This window comes from Cellulosimicrobium sp. KWT-B, assembly GCF_002127155.1.
Classification (GTDB): Bacteria; Actinomycetota; Actinomycetes; order Actinomycetales; family Cellulomonadaceae; genus Cellulosimicrobium; species Cellulosimicrobium funkei.
Genome location: NZ_NEDO01000001.1, coordinates 762589 through 777673, shown reverse-complemented (window position 1 = coordinate 777673; position 15085 = coordinate 762589). Strand labels below are relative to the sequence as shown.

Sequence of the window (15085 nt, the reverse complement as noted above, 5' to 3'; positions counted from 1 at the left end):
GGCGACGGAAGGCGGGACGACGACGTGGGCGACGAGAGCGACCCGGCACGGCTGTACGACCTGACCGCCGCACGCACGAGCCGGGTCGTGCTGGCGGCGTACTCGACCTCGTTCGGGCTGGGCGCACGCCTGCTCGACGCGCCGACCCGCGACGGGATCGACGCGGTGTACGGGCTCGTGCGGATCGCCGACGAGGTCGTGGACACGCGCCGCGGCGACGGCGCGGCAGACCTCCTCGACGAGCTCGAGGCGGAGACGGCGCGGGCGCTCGACCGGGGCTGGTCGACGAACCTCGTCGTCCACTCGTTCGCCCGCGCCGCGCACCGCTGCGGCTTCGGGCACGACGAGGTCGACCCGTTCTTCGCCTCGATGCGCACCGACCTCACGGTCCGCGTGCACGACCGCGAGAGCTACGAGCGGTACGTGTACGGCTCGGCGGAGGTCGTCGGCCTCATGTGCCTCGCGGTGTTCCTCAACGCGCGGCGCCGCCCGGGAGAGCCGCTGCACGTCCCGGACCCGGTGCTGGTCCGGGGCGCCCGCGCGCTCGGCGCGGCGTTCCAGAAGATCAACTTCCTGCGCGACCTGCGCACCGACCACGACGAGCTCGGGCGCGCCTACCTGCCCGGCGTCGTCCCCGGCCGACTGCGCCGCCGGGACGTCGAGGCGTTCTGCCGCGAGGTGGAGGGCGACCTCGCCGCCGCCCGGGCCGCGCTCCCCGGGCTCCCGGTGCGCCCGCGCATCGCCGTGGCCGCGACCGTCGCCGTCTACGAGCGGCTCCTGGCGAGGCTCGCCGCGACGCCGCCGGAGGACATCCTGCGTGCGCGCGTGCGCATCCCGGACACGATGAAGGTCGCGCTCGCGGCGCGCGCCGCCGGCGGCCAGCTCCTCGGCCAGGTGGCGTCCGCCCGGTCCCCGCGCCCGCGGAAGGTGCTCGCGTGAGGGCTCCGCGCGTCGTCGTCGTCGGAGGGGGGATCGCCGGGCTCGCCACCGCCGCCCTGCTCGCGCGCGGCGGCGCCCGCGTCACCCTGCTCGAGCGGCACGACGAGGTGGGCGGTCGCGCGGGCACGCTCGAGGTGGACGGCTTCCGCTTCGACACCGGCCCGTCCTGGTACTTCATGCCCGAGGTGTTCGAGCACTTCTTCGGGCTGCTCGGCGCGCGCGTCGAGGACCACCTCGACCTCGTCCCGCTCGACCCGGCGTACCGGGTGTTCTTCGAGCCGGGTGCGGACGGTACGGCGTCGACGTTCGAGCTGTCCGGCAACCCCGGGGTCAACCGGTCGCGGCTCGACGCGATCGAGCCCGGGGCCGGGGGCCGGATCGCCGCGTACGCCGAGGACGCGAGCGAGGCGTACGGGCTCGCGCTCGACCACTTCCTCTACACGACGTTCGAGCGCCCCGACCGGGCGCTGTCGCCCGCGGTGCTGCGCCGGCTGCCGCGCCTGGCCGGGCTCCTGCGCGAGTCGCTCGCCGACCGCGCCGCGCGCGCCGTGGACGACCCGCGGCTCCAGCAGCTCCTCGGGTACCACGCCGTGTTCCTCGGGTCGTCCCCCTACCGCGCGCCCGCGCTCTACTCGCTCATGAGCCACCTCGACCTCGTCGACGGCGTCCAGTACCCCCGCGGGGGCATGTACACGCTCATCGAGGCCGTCGAGCGGCTCGCGCGCGACGCGGGCGCCGAGGTGCGCACCGGCGCGGACGTCGCCGGGATCGAGGTCGTGCCCGGCGGCGGTCGCCGCGGGCGGGTCGCCGGCGTGCGTCTCGCGTCGGGCGAGCTCGTCGAGGCGGACGTCGTCGTGTCGGCCGCCGACCGGCACCACACGGAGACGACGCTCCTCGAGCCGCGCTGGGCCGACCTCCCCGCCGCAGCGTGGGAGGACAAGGGCCCCGGCATCTCGGCGCTGCTCGTGCTCGCGGGCGTCCGCGGCGAGCTGCCCGAGCTCGCGCACCACTCGCTGTTCTTCACGCGGGACTGGCCCGCCAACTTCGACGCGGTGCTCGGCCCGGACCGGCGCAGCGACCCCCGCGGCCTGCGCGTGCCGGAGCCGGCGTCGCTGTACGTGTCGCGCACGAGCGCGACCGACGGGCCGACGTCGGCCGCCCCCGCGGCGCCGCCCGGCCACGAGAACCTGTTCCTCCTCGTGCCGTTCCCCGCCGACCCGACGCTCGGCGGCGACGAGCCGTCGCAGCGCACGCTCGAAGGGCTGGCCGACCGCTACCTCGCCCAGGTGGGGCGCTGGGCGGGGGTCGAGGACCTCCCGGGGCGCGTCGTCACGCGACGCGTGCTCGGGCCGGCGCACTTCGCGACCGAGCTCTCGGCATGGCGCGGCGGCGCGCTCGGTATGGAGCACACCCTGCGGCAGTCCGCGCTGTGGCGCCCGGGCAACGCGTCCCGCCGTGTCGACGGGCTCTACCACGCCGGAGGTGGCACGATCCCGGGCGTGGGACTGCCGATGTGCCTGATCAGCGCCGAGCTCGTCGCCAAGCGGCTGCTCGGCGAGACGTCCGCGCGCCCGCTGCCCGAGCCGCTGCGGGAGGGCTTCCTCGCCGCGAGCCGCCGGCCCGAACGGCTCCGGCCGGCGGACCGGCCGGTGGCGGTCCGCCGGTGACGGGCCTCGCCTACCTCGGTGCGCTCGCGGTCTCGCTCGGCGGCCTCGCCGTGCTCGACCGCCGGTTCCGGCTCGCGTTCTGGTCCGACCCGCGGCGGGCCGCGCTCACGGTCGGGCTCGGCGTCGTCGGGTTCCTCGCGTGGGACGTCGCGGGCCTCGCGCTCGGGATCTTCGCGCGCGGGGAGAGCCCCTGGATGACCGGGCTGCTGCTCGCGCCCGACCTCCCCGTCGAGGAGGCGGTGTTCTTGACGCTCCTGTGCTACAACGCGCTGCTCGTCTGGCGGGGCGCCGAGCGCGTGCTCGCGGCCCGCCGCGCCGGGGAGGACGACGCGTGACGAACATCGTGCTCAACGTCATCGTCCTCGCGGTGCTCGTCGCGGTGTCGTGGCGCGTGCTGCGCCGGCTGCGACCCGGGCCGCTCGTGTGGACGGCCGTCGTGATGTGCGTGCTCACCCTCGTGTTCGACACGCTGATGATCGCCGCCGACCTGTACGTCTACCACCCGGACAAGATCCTCGGCGTCTACCTGTGGGGGGCGCCGCTCGAGGACTTCGCGTACGCGCTCGCCGCCGCACTCGGGATGCCGGTGCTGTGGACGGTGCTCGGCGCCCGCGGTCGCGACCGCACCGCGGGCCGCGGGTCCGGGCGCGCGCGTGCCACGGAGGACGACCGGTGAAGGACGTCCTCGCCGCGTCGCGGCCCTTCTCCTGGATCAACACCGCGTACCCCTTCGCCGCGGGGTACCTCGTGGCGACCGGCGGGCGCGTCGACCTCGCGCTCGTGGTCGGGACGCTGTACTTCCTCGTGCCGTACAACCTGCTCATGTACGGCGTGAACGACGTCTTCGACTACGCGAGCGACCTGCGGAACCCGCGCAAGGGCGGCATCGAGGGCGCGCTGGCGGACCCGGCGACCGCGCGCGTCACGCACCGGCGCATCCTGCGCGCGTGCGTCGCGACCAACGTGCCGTTCCTCGTCGCGCTCCTGCTCCTCGGCGACCCGCTCGCGGGCGCGGTCCTCGCGCTCGTGGTGTTCGGCGTCGTCGCGTACTCGGCGCCCCGGCTGCGGTTCAAGGAGCGCCCGTTCCTCGACTCGTTCACCTCCGCGATGCACTTCGCCGGGCCGCTGCTGTACGCGCTCGTGCTCGTCGACGCGGACCTCTCCGCGCGCTCCGTCTGGCCCGTGCTCGTCGGCTTCGTGCTCTGGGGCATGGCCTCGCACGCGTTCGGCGCGGTGCAGGACGTGCGCGCGGACCGCGAGGGCGGCATCGCGTCCGTCGCGACGGCGATCGGCGCGCACGCGACCGTGCTCGCCGCGGCGGCGGCGTACGTGGGGGCGGCCGTCGTGCTCGCGGTGCTCCCGTGGCCCGGCGTCCTCGCCGCGCTGCTCCCGCTGCCGTACGCCGTCAACGTGCTGCGGTTCCGCGACGTGCGCGACGACGACTGCGAGCGCGCCAACGCGGGGTGGCGGGCGTTCCTGTGGCTCAACCTCGTCACCGGGTTCCTCGTGACGATGCTGCTCCTCGCGGACGCCCTCACCTGACGCGCCCCGCGTCGCCGGGCACGGACGACGACGGCCCCGGTCCCGCGAGGTCGTCGCGGTGCCGGGGCCGTCGTCGTGGGGGAGCGGCTCGTCAGGAGATGTCGCCGTACTCCCAGTGCCAGGGCTCGTTCTTCGAGCCGCCGGCGCGGGCCCACTCGGGGTTCTCCCACCCGTAGGCCGGCGCGTTGGCGCGCATCCACTCGTACTGCGCGGTGCCGTAGCTCTGGATGCCGCCGCCGAGGTCGAGCGCGAGGGCCCAGCCGTGGTTCGACATGCCGGGCGGCGCCGCGAAGTAGCCGCGGGACGCCTTCACGGCGACCTGGGACGCGTACGAGCGGTACGAGTCCGTCACGGACAGGTTCGCGCCGAACGCCTCGCGGTACTTCTCGTTGAGGGCCTCGATCTGGTGGGCGGCGTCGCAGCGGAGCTGCTCGCCGGGCGCGAACGACAGCTCGCACAGCGCGCTCGCCGGGATCTGCCCGTTGCCGTAGCCCGCGGTGGACGTGGCCCACTGGTCGAGCTGGGCGGCGACCTCCTCGGCCGACGGCGGTCCGGGCACGACCTGGACGGTCACGCCCGAGCCGGCGGCGTCGAGCAGGGTCGTGAGCTCCGCGGTCAGCGCGGCGATCTCCTCCGTGCCGGCGGGAGCCACCGGGTCCGCCGGTGCCTCGGCGTCGGCGGCCGGGGCGTCGGTGGTCGCGTCCGCCGTGCCGGTGGTGAGGTCGGGCGCGTCGGTCGCGGTGTCCGCGGCCGCCGCGTCCTCCTCGGGCGACTCGGTCGCCGCGTCGGCGTCGGCTGACGGCGCCGCGGCGTCCGTCCCGGGCGCGTCGTCGTCGGGCGTCGTGGCCAGGTCCGGCGTCGCAGTGCCGAGCGTGGGGACCGCGGCCTCGAGCTCGTCGAGCGGCGTGCGGGCCGAGGACCGGCTCGCACGGTCGTCGGCGCGGCCGTCGAGCGCGGGCACGCTCGCGCCGAGCGTCTCGGCGGCGGTGAGCGTGTCGTCGGTCGCGGGCTCCTCGGTGGTCGCCGGGGCGCCGTCGTCCGGGCTCGCGAGCACCGACTCCGCGGGGGAGCCGAGGAGCGTGGTGGCGTCCTCGGACGGGGACGCCTCGGACACGGCCTCGCTGAGGCGCGTGCGCGCGTCCTCGATCTGGGCGACCTGCTCGGGCGTGAGCGCCGCGGCGCCCTCCCCGGTGAGGAACTGGGCCCGGACGAGCACGTCGCCCGCGGCGTCGACGGTCGCCGGGTCGGCCGTCGCCGGGGCGGCGACCGTCCCGAGGGACACGGGGGCGGTCGCGGCTCCGGAGGTCGGCGTGCCGGCGGGCGCCGCCTCGGTCGCGTCGGTCGTGGCGGACGGCGCCGCGCCGTCGGCGAAGGCGGCCGCGGCGGTGCTCGCGGTGAGCGCGACGGCCGCGACGGCGGCGCCGGTCCCGAGCGTGCGGCGGCGCCGGGGCGCGGCAGAGCCGGTCCCGTGCGTGCCACGGCGGGCGGCGGAGACGAGGGCGGCGGGGAACGAGGCCCGGCGCGCGGTGTGGCGGCCCATCTAGCGCGCCTCGCCGCGGACGGCGGGGTACGCGCCGGTGGTGCCGGTCGGGGTGGACGTGAGGTGCTGTGCAGTGGTCAAGCGGACGATCCGATCATCGGGTCGTGGTCGCGGGCGGTCGAGCGCGGCGCGCTCCGGTCCCTGGGCACCTGCGCAGGGGAGCGCGGGGTGACCACGACGGCGTGCGGTCGGGCGGGACGCGAGCGCGCCCTCTCACCACGACGCCGACAGGCACGGTCTCGGGGTGGACCGCGGAGGCCTGTCGGCTGTTCCATCTTCAACTAGACGGACGTCCAGAGGGGTGGGCTCACGAGGGGAACCCCCGGGAATGGCGTGGGGACCGTGTGCTCAGGACGTGAAGAGGGTACGTGTCACGCGTCCTGCGTCGCGCGTGACCGCCGAGCCGACGAGCGTCCCGAGCGCGATCCCGAACACGGCGACGACCGCGTTCGCGATCTCCTGCGCGGCCTCCGGGCCCCCGTTCACGAGGTCGGAGAGTCCCAGGAGGCTCAGGGCGCCGGGCACGAGGAGCCAGAACGCGGGCAGCGTCGTGACGGCCGCCGGCGGCCCGTGCCGCGAGCGCTCGACGAGCGCGGCGAGCGGGGCGATGGCGAGCGCCCCGAAGAACCCGGCGAGGGGCGCCGCGGCGAGCGACCCCAGGAGCTGGGCCGCGTAGGCGCCGAGCAGCACGACCAGGACCCACGGGAGCGACCCGCGCGGGGACGACGCGAAGAGCATCTGCCCCAGCCCGACGGCGAGGATCCCGACCCACGGCGCCCACCACCCGAGGTGCTCGCCCTGCGGCGCCGCGACGAGCGGGCCCCCGACGGCGGCGCCGGCGACGACGCCGAACACGAGGAGCAGGAGCTGCGCGACGCCGTAGACGAGCCGGCTCGCCCCCGCGACGATCTGGTTGCTCGTCAGCTCGATCGCCGCGACGGTGAGCACCGACCCGGGCAGGAACGACACGAGCGGCGGGACGAGCACGCTCAGCGGGTCGTCGCCCAGCCACGGGTGCACCACGTCCACGGCGAGGAGCGTGACGACGAACGCCGCGACGACGGGCAGGGCGGTCGCGAGCGTCGGCCAGCGCGTGCCGAGCCAGCGCAGCGCGCCGACGAGCAGCCCGAGGGCGAGGTAGACGGGCAGGAGCGGGCCCGTCGGGTTGAGCACGAGCCCGAACCCGACGGTGAGCAGCCCGTGCCCGACGACGGTCAGCGCGGCCCCGAACCGGGGCGGGCGGGCGACGATCGCGCGCAGCTGCGCCCGCGCGTCGGCGAGCGGGACGTCCGACGTGCGCAGGCGGCGCACGAGCGTCATGAGCGCCCCGATCTGGTCGAGGTTGAGACCGCTCGCCTCGGCGGCCGAGAAGTCCGCGACCGCGCCGCTCTCGGTGCTCACCCGGACGAAGACGCCCGTCGGCAGGACGAGGGTGCCGACGGTCGAGGCGCCCGACCGCCGGGCGACCGCCTCGAGGTCGTCCTCGACGTCGGTGACCGAGCGGCCGGAGTCGAGGAGCGCCGTCCCGAGCTCGCGCAGGAGAGGCACGAGGTCGGGCGAGACCTCGGGCGGCTCGGGCTCGACGGCGAGGGGCGGCTCGTCGCCCAGCGCGCGCAGCACCCGGCGCACGACGCCCGGGGCGCGCCGGACGTCGTCGAGCCAGGTCGCGTGCCGGCGGCGGGTCAGGGCGGGCCCTCCGTGCTCACGGCGACGAGCGCGAGCAGGGCGTGCGCGTAGGCGTCGGCCGCATCGGGGGCGCGGTGCTCGGCCGCCTCGCCGAGGACCTCGGTGCGCACGACGTACCCGTCGGGGGTCCGTTCGAGCGTGCGGAACGTGCCGCCGAGCAGCTCGCGGAGCTGGCCCTCCAGCGGGTGCCACAGCGCGTCCTCGAGCGCGACGGAGTCGAGCGCCCACTCCGTCGTGCCGTTGAAGCCGAGCACGACGCCGGTGTCGAACTCGTGCGGCTCGATGGTCATGTCGCTCACGGTGAAGACGTCGCCGTCGGCGCCGGTGGTGAGGAGGCGGAAGCGGTCGCCCGAGGCGGGGGACCACCGCACGCCCGCGTCGCGCAGGGCGAGCGCGAGCTCCCACGAGATCATGCCTGCCACGGTAGGCCCGGCCCGGCCGCCGCGCGCGTCGGCCCGCGTCCCGACCCGCGGGACGATCCGTCCCGCGCCCGCGCGCGTTCACGACCCGGAAACACCCGCCGCGTTCACTCGTCCCATGACCCACGACGTCCCCGGGGACGCGCGGCGGACCGGCGGCGACCCCGCCCGCGCCCCGCTCCCGAGCCCGACCGCCCGACCCCGCTCCGGCCCGGCCCGCACCGGCGCCGGTCCCGTGACCGTCGCGATCGAGCGCCGCGTCCGGCCCGAGAACGTCCCCGCCGTCACGCGCTGGGTGCAGGACGGGGTCAACCTCGCCAACCGCTACCCAGGCTTCCTCGGCTCCGGCTGGGTGCGCGCGTCCGCGGGGTCGCACGACTGGCACATGCTCTACCGGTTCGCGGACGCCGCGACGCTCGACGCGTGGGAGACCTCGCCCGACCGGGTGGGCTGGCTCGCGCGGGGGCGGGACCTCGTCGAGGAGACGCGGGTCGAGCGCCGCACGGGCATCGAGGGCTGGTTCGATACCCCGGCGTCTCCCGCACCGTCGGGCGCGTCGTCGGGCGCGTCGGTCGCCGCGGCGCCGCCCCGTTGGAAGCAGTCCGTGAGCATCTGGCTCGGGTTCTTCCCGGTGAACCTCGCGTTCACCGTGCTCGTCGGGAGCCTGGTCCCGGCGTGGGACGCGGTGCCGGTCGTCCCGCGCGTGCTCGCCACGACGCTCGTCCTCACGCCCGTCATGACCTACCTCGTGCTGCCGCGCGTGACGCAGGTGCTCGCCCCGTGGCTGGCCCGCCCCCCGCGGTCCCGGGCGCCCCGCGTCCGTCGCGCGGCCCGGAGGTGACGGTCTCGCACCCTGCCTAGCCTGGGGGGATGGACACCGAGCTCGAGAACACGACCGACGTCCTGCTCACCCTCGGTGCGGTCGCGGCGGGCGTGGTCCTGGCGTTCGTGCTGGGGACGGTGATCTCCGCCGTCGTGCGGCGGGCCGGGCGGCGCAGCGAGCTGGCGCGGGACCTGTCGCGACGGCTCCGGCGGCCGGACCGCGCGGTCCTCACCGTCGTCGCCGTCTGGATCGCGGTGCGCGTCACCACCGACGCCGGGACACCGTGGCGGCCCGCCGTCGAGCACCTGCTGCTCATCGCGCTCATCGTGGTCGGGGCGTGGTGGGTGGGCGCGATCGCGTTCGTGCTCGAGGACTCCGCGCTCCAGCGCTACCGCATGGACACCGCGGACAACCGGCACGCGCGCCGCGTCCGGACGCAGATCACCGTGCTGCGTCGGCTCACCGTCGCGGTGATCGTCGTGTGCGCGGTCGCGGGCATCCTGCTGACGTTCCCCGCCGCGCGCGCGGCGGGGGCGAGCCTGCTCGCGTCGGCCGGCCTCATCTCGATCGTCGCGGGGCTCGCGGCGCAGACGTCGCTCGCCAACGTCTTCGCGGGCATGCAGATCGCGTTCACCGACGCGATCCGCGTCGACGACGTCGTGGTGCTCGAGGGCGAGTGGGGGCGCATCGAGGAGATCACGATGACGTACGTCGTCGTGCACCTGTGGGACGACCGCCGGCTCATCATGCCGTCGACCTACTTCACGACGACGCCGTTCCAGAACTGGACACGGCGCGCGGCCGACCTGCTGGGCACGGTCGAGCTCGACCTCGACTTCGAGGTGCCGGTCGGCCCCATGCGCGCCGAGCTGCGGCGGCTGCTCGGGCTCACGGACCTGTGGGACGAGCGCGTCGGCATCCTCCAGGTGACCGACGCCGTCGGGGGCCTCGTGCGCGTGCGCGCGCTCGTCAGCGCGCACGACGCCCCGACGCTGTTCGACCTGCGGTGCTTCGTGCGCGAGGGCCTTGTCGACTGGTTGCAGCGCGCCGCGCCCCAGGGCCTGCCACGCACGCGGCTCGAGCGCGCGGTGGACGCCCTCGACCTCGACGGGCCGGACGAGCGCGACGGGCTCGGCGCGCCGGACGGGTCCGACGCGCCCGGTGGTGCCGCCCGCGACGCCACGGACGACGGCGGTCCCGTCGCCCCGGCGCGGCCGCCCCGGCTCCCCGCCGAGCGAGGTGCGCGCCGTGCCGACGCGCCCGTCGTCCTCGGCACGATCCGGCGCGCGGGCCGGGGCGCGGGCGCCGCGCCGAGCGAGGACCCGACGCGGCTCGTCGGGGTGGTGCCGGGCCCGGTCGACGGCGCAGGTCGTCCCGGCCGCACCGGGCCGTCCGCGGCGGACGGGGGCGTCGACGACGCCGAGGCGCCGGGCAGCACCCGGCCGCTGCCCGCCGTCGGGCACGACGACGACCTGCCCGAGGCCGCGGAGTCCGCCTTCTTCAGCGGGACGCCCGAGGGCGAGGAGCGCTCGCGGGCCTTCGCCGGGCCCGGCCAGGACGTCATCGAGGAGCGCGAGCGCACCGCCGAGCACGAGACGGTGCCGGACGAGACCCCCGACCACGGGACCGGCGACGGTCGAGCACGCGGTTGACGACCGGATCGGCCGCCGCGCGGTCGCGGACCCCGTGCTCGACGGCGGGGGTCGTCAAGCCAAGGGCGGGAGGGTCGGGATGTCGACGCTCGCGTCCGCGTAGGGGGCGACGAGGAGCGTCGCGGTGGCCCAACCGCGCGTGAGCAGGCCGGTGTCGGAGTCGGGCTCGGAGTGCCGCTCGGTGCCCGAGTACTGGAGCACGAGGTGCCGGTCGCCGTCCTCGTGGATGTTCGCCTGGACGAGGCCGAACGACGCGAGCGGCGCCTGCCGCAGCCCGCGCAGGCGGTCGGGGTCGACGTCGGGCACGTTGACGTTGAGCGTGCGCCGGTCGAGCGGGACGTCGGCGGCACTCCCGTCCATCCAGGCGAGCACGTGGTCGGTGACGAGCCGCGCGGTGTCCCAGTGGCGCGGCTCGGCGGCGTCGACCGAGACGGCGAGCGACCGGATGCCGTGGGTCATCGCGGACAGCGCCGCGCCGACGGTGCCCGAATGCAGGATCGCGTTGCCCGTGTTCGCGCCCTTGTTGGCGCCCGAGAGCACGAGGTCGGGCCGCGGGCCGAACCCGCCGTACGCGGCGACGAACGCGATGAGCGCGGGGGCGGCGCGCACGGCGTAGGAGGTGACGTCGTCGGGCAGGCCGGGCGCACGGCGCGGCTCGACGGCCAGCCGGCCGTCGCGCTCGGCGCCCAGCAGCGCGGCGCTCGCCCCGGACGACTCCCGGGCGGGCGCCGCGACGACGACCTCGTACCCGGCGTCGAGCGCCGCCCCGGCGAGCACCGCCAGGCCGGGGGAGTCGATCCCGTCGTCGTTGGTCACGAGTGCGCGCACGCGGTCCTCCTGAGGGTTCGGGTCCGGGTCTCGGTGTGGGGTCCCGCTCCGCGGGCGGGCGTCAGGTCACGTCCTCGACCGTGACGCTGCGCGCGAAGCGCTCGATCTGGTCGCGGCGGCCCGTCCCGAGGCCCCGCCGCGTGACGTTGAGCGCCCCGGCCGCGGCGCCGAGCCGGACGGCGTCGGGCAGGCCGAGCCCGCGCCCCAGCCCGACGGCGATCCCCGCCGTCATCGAGTCGCCCGCGCCGCGGTGGTCGACGGTCGTGACGCGGGGCGTCGTGACCCGGTACGTGTGCTCGCGCGTGACGAGCAGCGAGGGGTCGTGCGCGCGGGACACGACGAGCGCGCGCGGGCCGGCGTCGACCATGGCGCGCGCGGACCGCAGGAGCGACTCCTCGGACTCGTCGTCGCTGAAGCCGCCCTCGACGAGCTCCTCGTGGCTCATCTTCAGCACGACCCCCGGCGCGTCGGCGACGGCCCGGGCCTGGTCCGCGGAGAGGTCCGCGACGACCTGGCTGTCCGAGGCGTGCAGGTCGTGGGCGAGGCGCCGGAAGAACGACGCCGGGACCCCGACGCCCGTCTCCGAGCCGGTGAGGATCGTGACCGCCGCGTCGAGCGCGCTGACCAGGACGGTGCTGTAGAGGTCGTCGACCTCGTGCCGGTTCAGGGGGTAGGGGTCCATCGTCACGAGCTCGGTGCGCTGGCCGCTGCGCCGGTCGTGGACGAACGCCCCGTTGCCGCCGGTGCCGACCGTGCGCAGCTCGAGGTTCTCGGTGCGGGCGAGGTGCGCCGCGACGCTGCCCGTCTCGCCGCCGAACGGCCCGCAGACCACGACGTGCGCCCCGAGCGAGTAGGCCATGCGCGCGAGCCACAGGCCCTGCCCGCCCGGGTGGACGTGCACCTCGGGCGACGTCTCGGTCGGCCCGGCGGGCTCGATCTCGATCGCGAGCAGCGGCGTCAGGGCGAGCACGCACACCGCGGGCGACCGGGGCGTGCCGCCGGGCGCGGCAGGGCTCGTCGCGGTACCGGGCGGGTGCGCGCCCGGGGGCGTCGGCGGGGTCGTCGCGCTCATCCGTCGAGGCTAGGGCGACGCGGCGAGGTCCACCTCTCGGGCGCCCGCGTGCGCGGCGGGGCCGAGCCGCGCGTCGAGCCAGCCGACGAGGCGGTCGGGTCGGTCGGTCATGATGCCGTCGACGCCCTGGACCAGGAGGTCGTCCCACTCGTCCGGCGTGTCCGCGGTCCACACGTGCACGCGCAGGCCCGCGTCGCGCAGCGTCTCCACGAGGCCCGGCTCGTGCGCGAGGAGCGCGACCTCCGGGTGGCACCCCACGACCCCGAGGTCCGCGCACACCGCGACCAGCTCGTCGAGGCTGTCCGGGTGCAGCGCGAGCAGCAGCGCCCGGTCGAGGTGCGGCGCGGCGTCGCGCAGCGCGGCGACCGTGGGCGGCCAGAACGACTGGACGACCACCCGGTCCCCGATCCCGGCGGCGTCCACGACCCCCGTCACGAGCGCCGCGTCGTGCGCCGACCACACGCCCTTGAGCTCGACGAGCAGCTCCAGCCCGGGCCGCTCCGCGACGAACCGCGCCGCCTCCTCGAACGTGGGGACGCGGTGGCCCGCGAACGCCCGCGCGAACGACGACCCGGCGTCCAGCGCGCGGACCTGCGCCAGCGTCAGACCGTCCACGCGGCCGGTGCCGTCCGTCGTCTCGTCCACGACGTTGTCGTGCAGCACGACGACGTGCCGGTCGGCCGTGAGGTGCACGTCGAGCTCGATCGCGTCCGCGCCCGCGCGCCACGCCGCCTCGAACGCCGCGAGCGTGTTCTGCGGCGCGACGGACGAGTTGCCCCGGTGCCCGATGACGAGGGGCCGGTCCGCGCGGTCGGCGGCCGGTTCGAGGAGGCGGGCGCGACCCGGTGCGCCGGGCGGCTCCGCCGGCGTCCGGGGTGCGGTGCGGTCGAGCGGCATGGGGCCAGTCTCGCGCGCGGCGCGCCCGGCCGTCCTGCGCAGGACGCCGCACGCCGGACGTTCCGCCGACGTTCACCCGGTCGTCGTGCGGCGGGGGTCAGCGCGCGCGGCCGGTGAGCGCGAGGAGGCGCGTGAGGTCGTCGGCACCGTCGTCGACGTCGAGGGGACCGCGGAAGAGCGGGCCGGGCTCAAGGAACGTCGAGCGCGCCTCGGCGTAGCGCAGCGCCCACGCGACGAGCGCCGGGTCGACCTCCTCGTCCCCGCCCGTCGCCCGGGCCAGGTCCCACGCGTGCACGACGAGGTCGAACGTCATCTGCGCGCAGTACTCCGCGCCCGACTCGTCGCCGTACGAGAGGTGCACGCGACGGTCGAGGGCGCCCGGCGCGAGGAACGCCTCGCGCGCCTGGACGGACGCGTCGACCCAGCGGTCGACGGGGTCGTCGCCCAGCACGTCCCCGTCGAACACGCCGCCGACGTCCTCGATCCAGCGGCCCGCGAGGAGCTCCGGGGCCCAGAGCTGCTCGGCCGTGACGTGGTTGACGAGGTCGCGCACGGTCCAGTCCGCGTCGGGCGTGGGGAGCGGCCAGCGGTCGTCGGGCAGCGGGCGCACGAGCGCGTCGAACGCGCCGATCGCGTCGCCGTGGGCGGCGAGGACGTCCATGCGGGCCTCCCGGGGCCGGGTGCTGCGGTGCTCCTCCACCGTGGCACGCCCCGTCGCGCACCGCAGGTCGAGCAGCGCGGCCCGCGGCCCCCGGGGACGGTGGGGGCCGCGGGCCGCCGTCTCACACCGACACGACGATCTTCACGTGGTCGTCCTTGTGGTCGATGAGCTCTCGGTACCCCTTCTCCACGACGTCCTCGACGGCGATGCGGCTCGTCACGAACGGGGCGAGGTCGACCTTGCCCTCCTGCACGAGCCGGATCACGGCCGGGTGGTCGTCCGCGTACCCGATCGCGCCCTTGATGGTCAGCTCGCGGAGCAGGACCGTCATGACGTCGAGCGTCGGCGGCTCGGAGAACAGCGCCACGATCTGGAGCGTGCCGCCCGCCTTGAGCGCGCGGGTCAGCGTGTCGAGCACGGGCTGCGCGCCCGAGCACTCGATCGCGACGTCCGCGCCGCGGCCGTCCGTGAGCTCGAGGACGCGTGCGGCGACGTCGACCTCGCGCGGGTCGAGAACGTCGTCGGCTACCCCGGTCTCGAGCGCCTTGGCCTTGCGCGCCCCGCTCACCTCCGTGACGATCGCGCGCGCCCCGATCGCGTGCAGCACCGCGCACGTGAGCAGGCCGATCGGACCCGCGCCGCCGACGAGGACCGTGTCGCCCGCCTGCGCCCCCGAGAGGCGGACGCCGTGGTACGCGACGGCCAGCGGCTCGATGAGCGCCGCCTGGTCCAGCGGGACGTCGCCCACCGGGTGCACCCACCGCCGCTCGACGACGACGTGCTCCGCCAGCCCGCCGCCGCGGCCGGAGATGCCGATGAAGCCCATCTTCACGCACGCGTTGTAGAGGCCGTCGCGGCACGGCGGGCACTCGCCGCACACCATGAACGGCTCGACGACGACCGCGTCCCCGACCGCGAGGCCCTCGACGCCCTCGCCGAGCTCCTCGACCACGCCGGAGAACTCGTGTCCGAACACGACGGGCAGCGTCTCGCCCGACAGGGGGTGCGGCTGCGTCTCCGACGGCGCCGGCGGGAACGGGCCCTCGAGGTAGAGGTGCAGGTCCGAGCCGCAGATCCCCGTCCACGCGGGCCGGATCTTCACGGTCCCCGGCCGGGTCTCGGGCTCCGGGACGTCCTCGATCCGGAGGTCTTCCTTGCCGTGGTACCGCGCCGCCTTCATCGTGCTCACCTCGTCCGTCGTGCCGCGCGCACCGGTCGGTGCGCGGCGGGCGGGCCCGGACCGGTCCTCGGTGCACCCTCGGCGACCCGTGGTTCCCGACCGCACCTCCACGGTAGGCGGGCGTCCCCGCCCCGGGCCGCGCCGAAGGTCCCGCGGGGCCGGGCCGGTCGTCGTCGGCC

Annotated in this window: 15 protein-coding genes; 7 read left to right on the top strand and 8 right to left on the bottom strand. The window is 76.4% G+C overall.

Features of this window, described 5'->3' with window-relative positions; genetic code table 11:
- Positions 1-24 precede the first annotated feature (24 nt).
- From B9L22_RS03340 to B9L22_RS03320, 5 genes are read left to right on the top strand one after another with little or no spacing between them, the layout of a single operon-like run.
- Entirely contained in the window at positions 25-939 is a 915-nt protein-coding gene (locus tag B9L22_RS03340) for a squalene/phytoene synthase family protein (protein ID WP_086149198.1), read from the top strand.
- The gene (gene crtI, locus B9L22_RS03335) at positions 936-2606 is read left to right on the top strand and encodes a phytoene desaturase family protein (RefSeq protein WP_086149197.1); all 1671 of its coding nucleotides are present in this window, start codon (positions 936-938) and stop codon (positions 2604-2606) included. The genes B9L22_RS03340 and crtI overlap by 4 nt, the downstream gene beginning before the upstream one ends.
- Positions 2603-2941 carry a lycopene cyclase domain-containing protein gene (locus B9L22_RS03330; protein ID WP_031317163.1) on the top strand — a complete coding sequence of 113 codons (339 nt, stop codon included), beginning with the start codon at positions 2603-2605 and terminating at the stop codon, positions 2939-2941. Before crtI ends, B9L22_RS03330 begins: the two co-directional genes overlap by 4 nt.
- Complete coding sequence (locus B9L22_RS03325) at positions 2938-3282, top strand: lycopene cyclase domain-containing protein (RefSeq protein WP_086149196.1); 345 nt, start codon at positions 2938-2940, stop codon at positions 3280-3282. The genes B9L22_RS03330 and B9L22_RS03325 overlap by 4 nt, the downstream gene beginning before the upstream one ends.
- Positions 3279-4148, top strand: a complete 870-nt coding sequence (locus B9L22_RS03320) for a prenyltransferase (RefSeq protein WP_086149195.1) — start codon at positions 3279-3281, stop codon at positions 4146-4148. The genes B9L22_RS03325 and B9L22_RS03320 overlap by 4 nt, the downstream gene beginning before the upstream one ends.
- A gap of 91 nt (positions 4149-4239) precedes the next feature.
- Here B9L22_RS03320 and B9L22_RS03315 read toward each other — a convergent pair whose 3' ends face one another.
- The 3 genes from B9L22_RS03315 to B9L22_RS03305 form a co-directional block, all read right to left on the bottom strand.
- The gene (locus tag B9L22_RS03315) at positions 4240-5688 is read right to left on the bottom strand and encodes a D-alanyl-D-alanine carboxypeptidase family protein (protein ID WP_086149194.1); all 1449 of its coding nucleotides are present in this window, start codon (positions 5686-5688) and stop codon (positions 4240-4242) included.
- A gap of 348 nt (positions 5689-6036) precedes the next feature.
- The gene (locus tag B9L22_RS03310) at positions 6037-7308 is read right to left on the bottom strand and encodes a threonine/serine exporter ThrE family protein (RefSeq protein WP_158097137.1); all 1272 of its coding nucleotides are present in this window, start codon (positions 7306-7308) and stop codon (positions 6037-6039) included.
- A gap of 62 nt (positions 7309-7370) precedes the next feature.
- Positions 7371-7787, bottom strand: a complete 417-nt coding sequence (locus B9L22_RS03305) for a hypothetical protein (RefSeq protein WP_086149192.1) — start codon at positions 7785-7787, stop codon at positions 7371-7373.
- A gap of 124 nt (positions 7788-7911) precedes the next feature.
- Between B9L22_RS03305 and B9L22_RS03300 the strand changes: the two genes are divergently transcribed.
- Both B9L22_RS03300 and B9L22_RS03295 read left to right on the top strand, forming a co-directional pair.
- Positions 7912-8634 carry an antibiotic biosynthesis monooxygenase gene (locus tag B9L22_RS03300; RefSeq protein WP_086149191.1) on the top strand — a complete coding sequence of 241 codons (723 nt, stop codon included), beginning with the start codon at positions 7912-7914 and terminating at the stop codon, positions 8632-8634.
- Between the two features lie 29 nt (positions 8635-8663).
- On the top strand, positions 8664-10268 hold the full coding sequence (locus tag B9L22_RS03295; RefSeq protein WP_086149190.1) for a mechanosensitive ion channel domain-containing protein: 1605 nt from the start codon (positions 8664-8666) through the stop codon (positions 10266-10268).
- Between the two features lie 54 nt (positions 10269-10322).
- Here the strand turns inward: B9L22_RS03295 and surE are convergent, their stop codons facing one another.
- The 5 genes from surE to B9L22_RS03270 form a co-directional block, all read right to left on the bottom strand.
- Positions 10323-11096, bottom strand: a complete 774-nt coding sequence (gene surE / locus B9L22_RS03290) for a 5'/3'-nucleotidase SurE (RefSeq protein ID WP_086149189.1) — start codon at positions 11094-11096, stop codon at positions 10323-10325.
- A gap of 61 nt (positions 11097-11157) precedes the next feature.
- A complete protein-coding gene (locus B9L22_RS03285) occupies positions 11158-12168 on the bottom strand; it encodes a 1-phosphofructokinase family hexose kinase (protein WP_086149188.1) in 1011 nt (336 codons plus the stop codon).
- 9 nt (positions 12169-12177) lie between these two features.
- Positions 12178-13065, bottom strand: a complete 888-nt coding sequence (locus tag B9L22_RS03280) for a glycerophosphodiester phosphodiesterase family protein (protein WP_086149187.1) — start codon at positions 13063-13065, stop codon at positions 12178-12180.
- A gap of 97 nt (positions 13066-13162) precedes the next feature.
- Complete coding sequence (locus tag B9L22_RS03275) at positions 13163-13726, bottom strand: TIGR03086 family metal-binding protein (RefSeq protein WP_086149186.1); 564 nt, start codon at positions 13724-13726, stop codon at positions 13163-13165.
- Between the two features lie 121 nt (positions 13727-13847).
- Positions 13848-14906, bottom strand: a complete 1059-nt coding sequence (locus B9L22_RS03270; protein ID WP_021483082.1) for a 2,3-butanediol dehydrogenase — start codon at positions 14904-14906, stop codon at positions 13848-13850.
- Between the last annotated feature and the right edge of the window lie 179 nt (positions 14907-15085).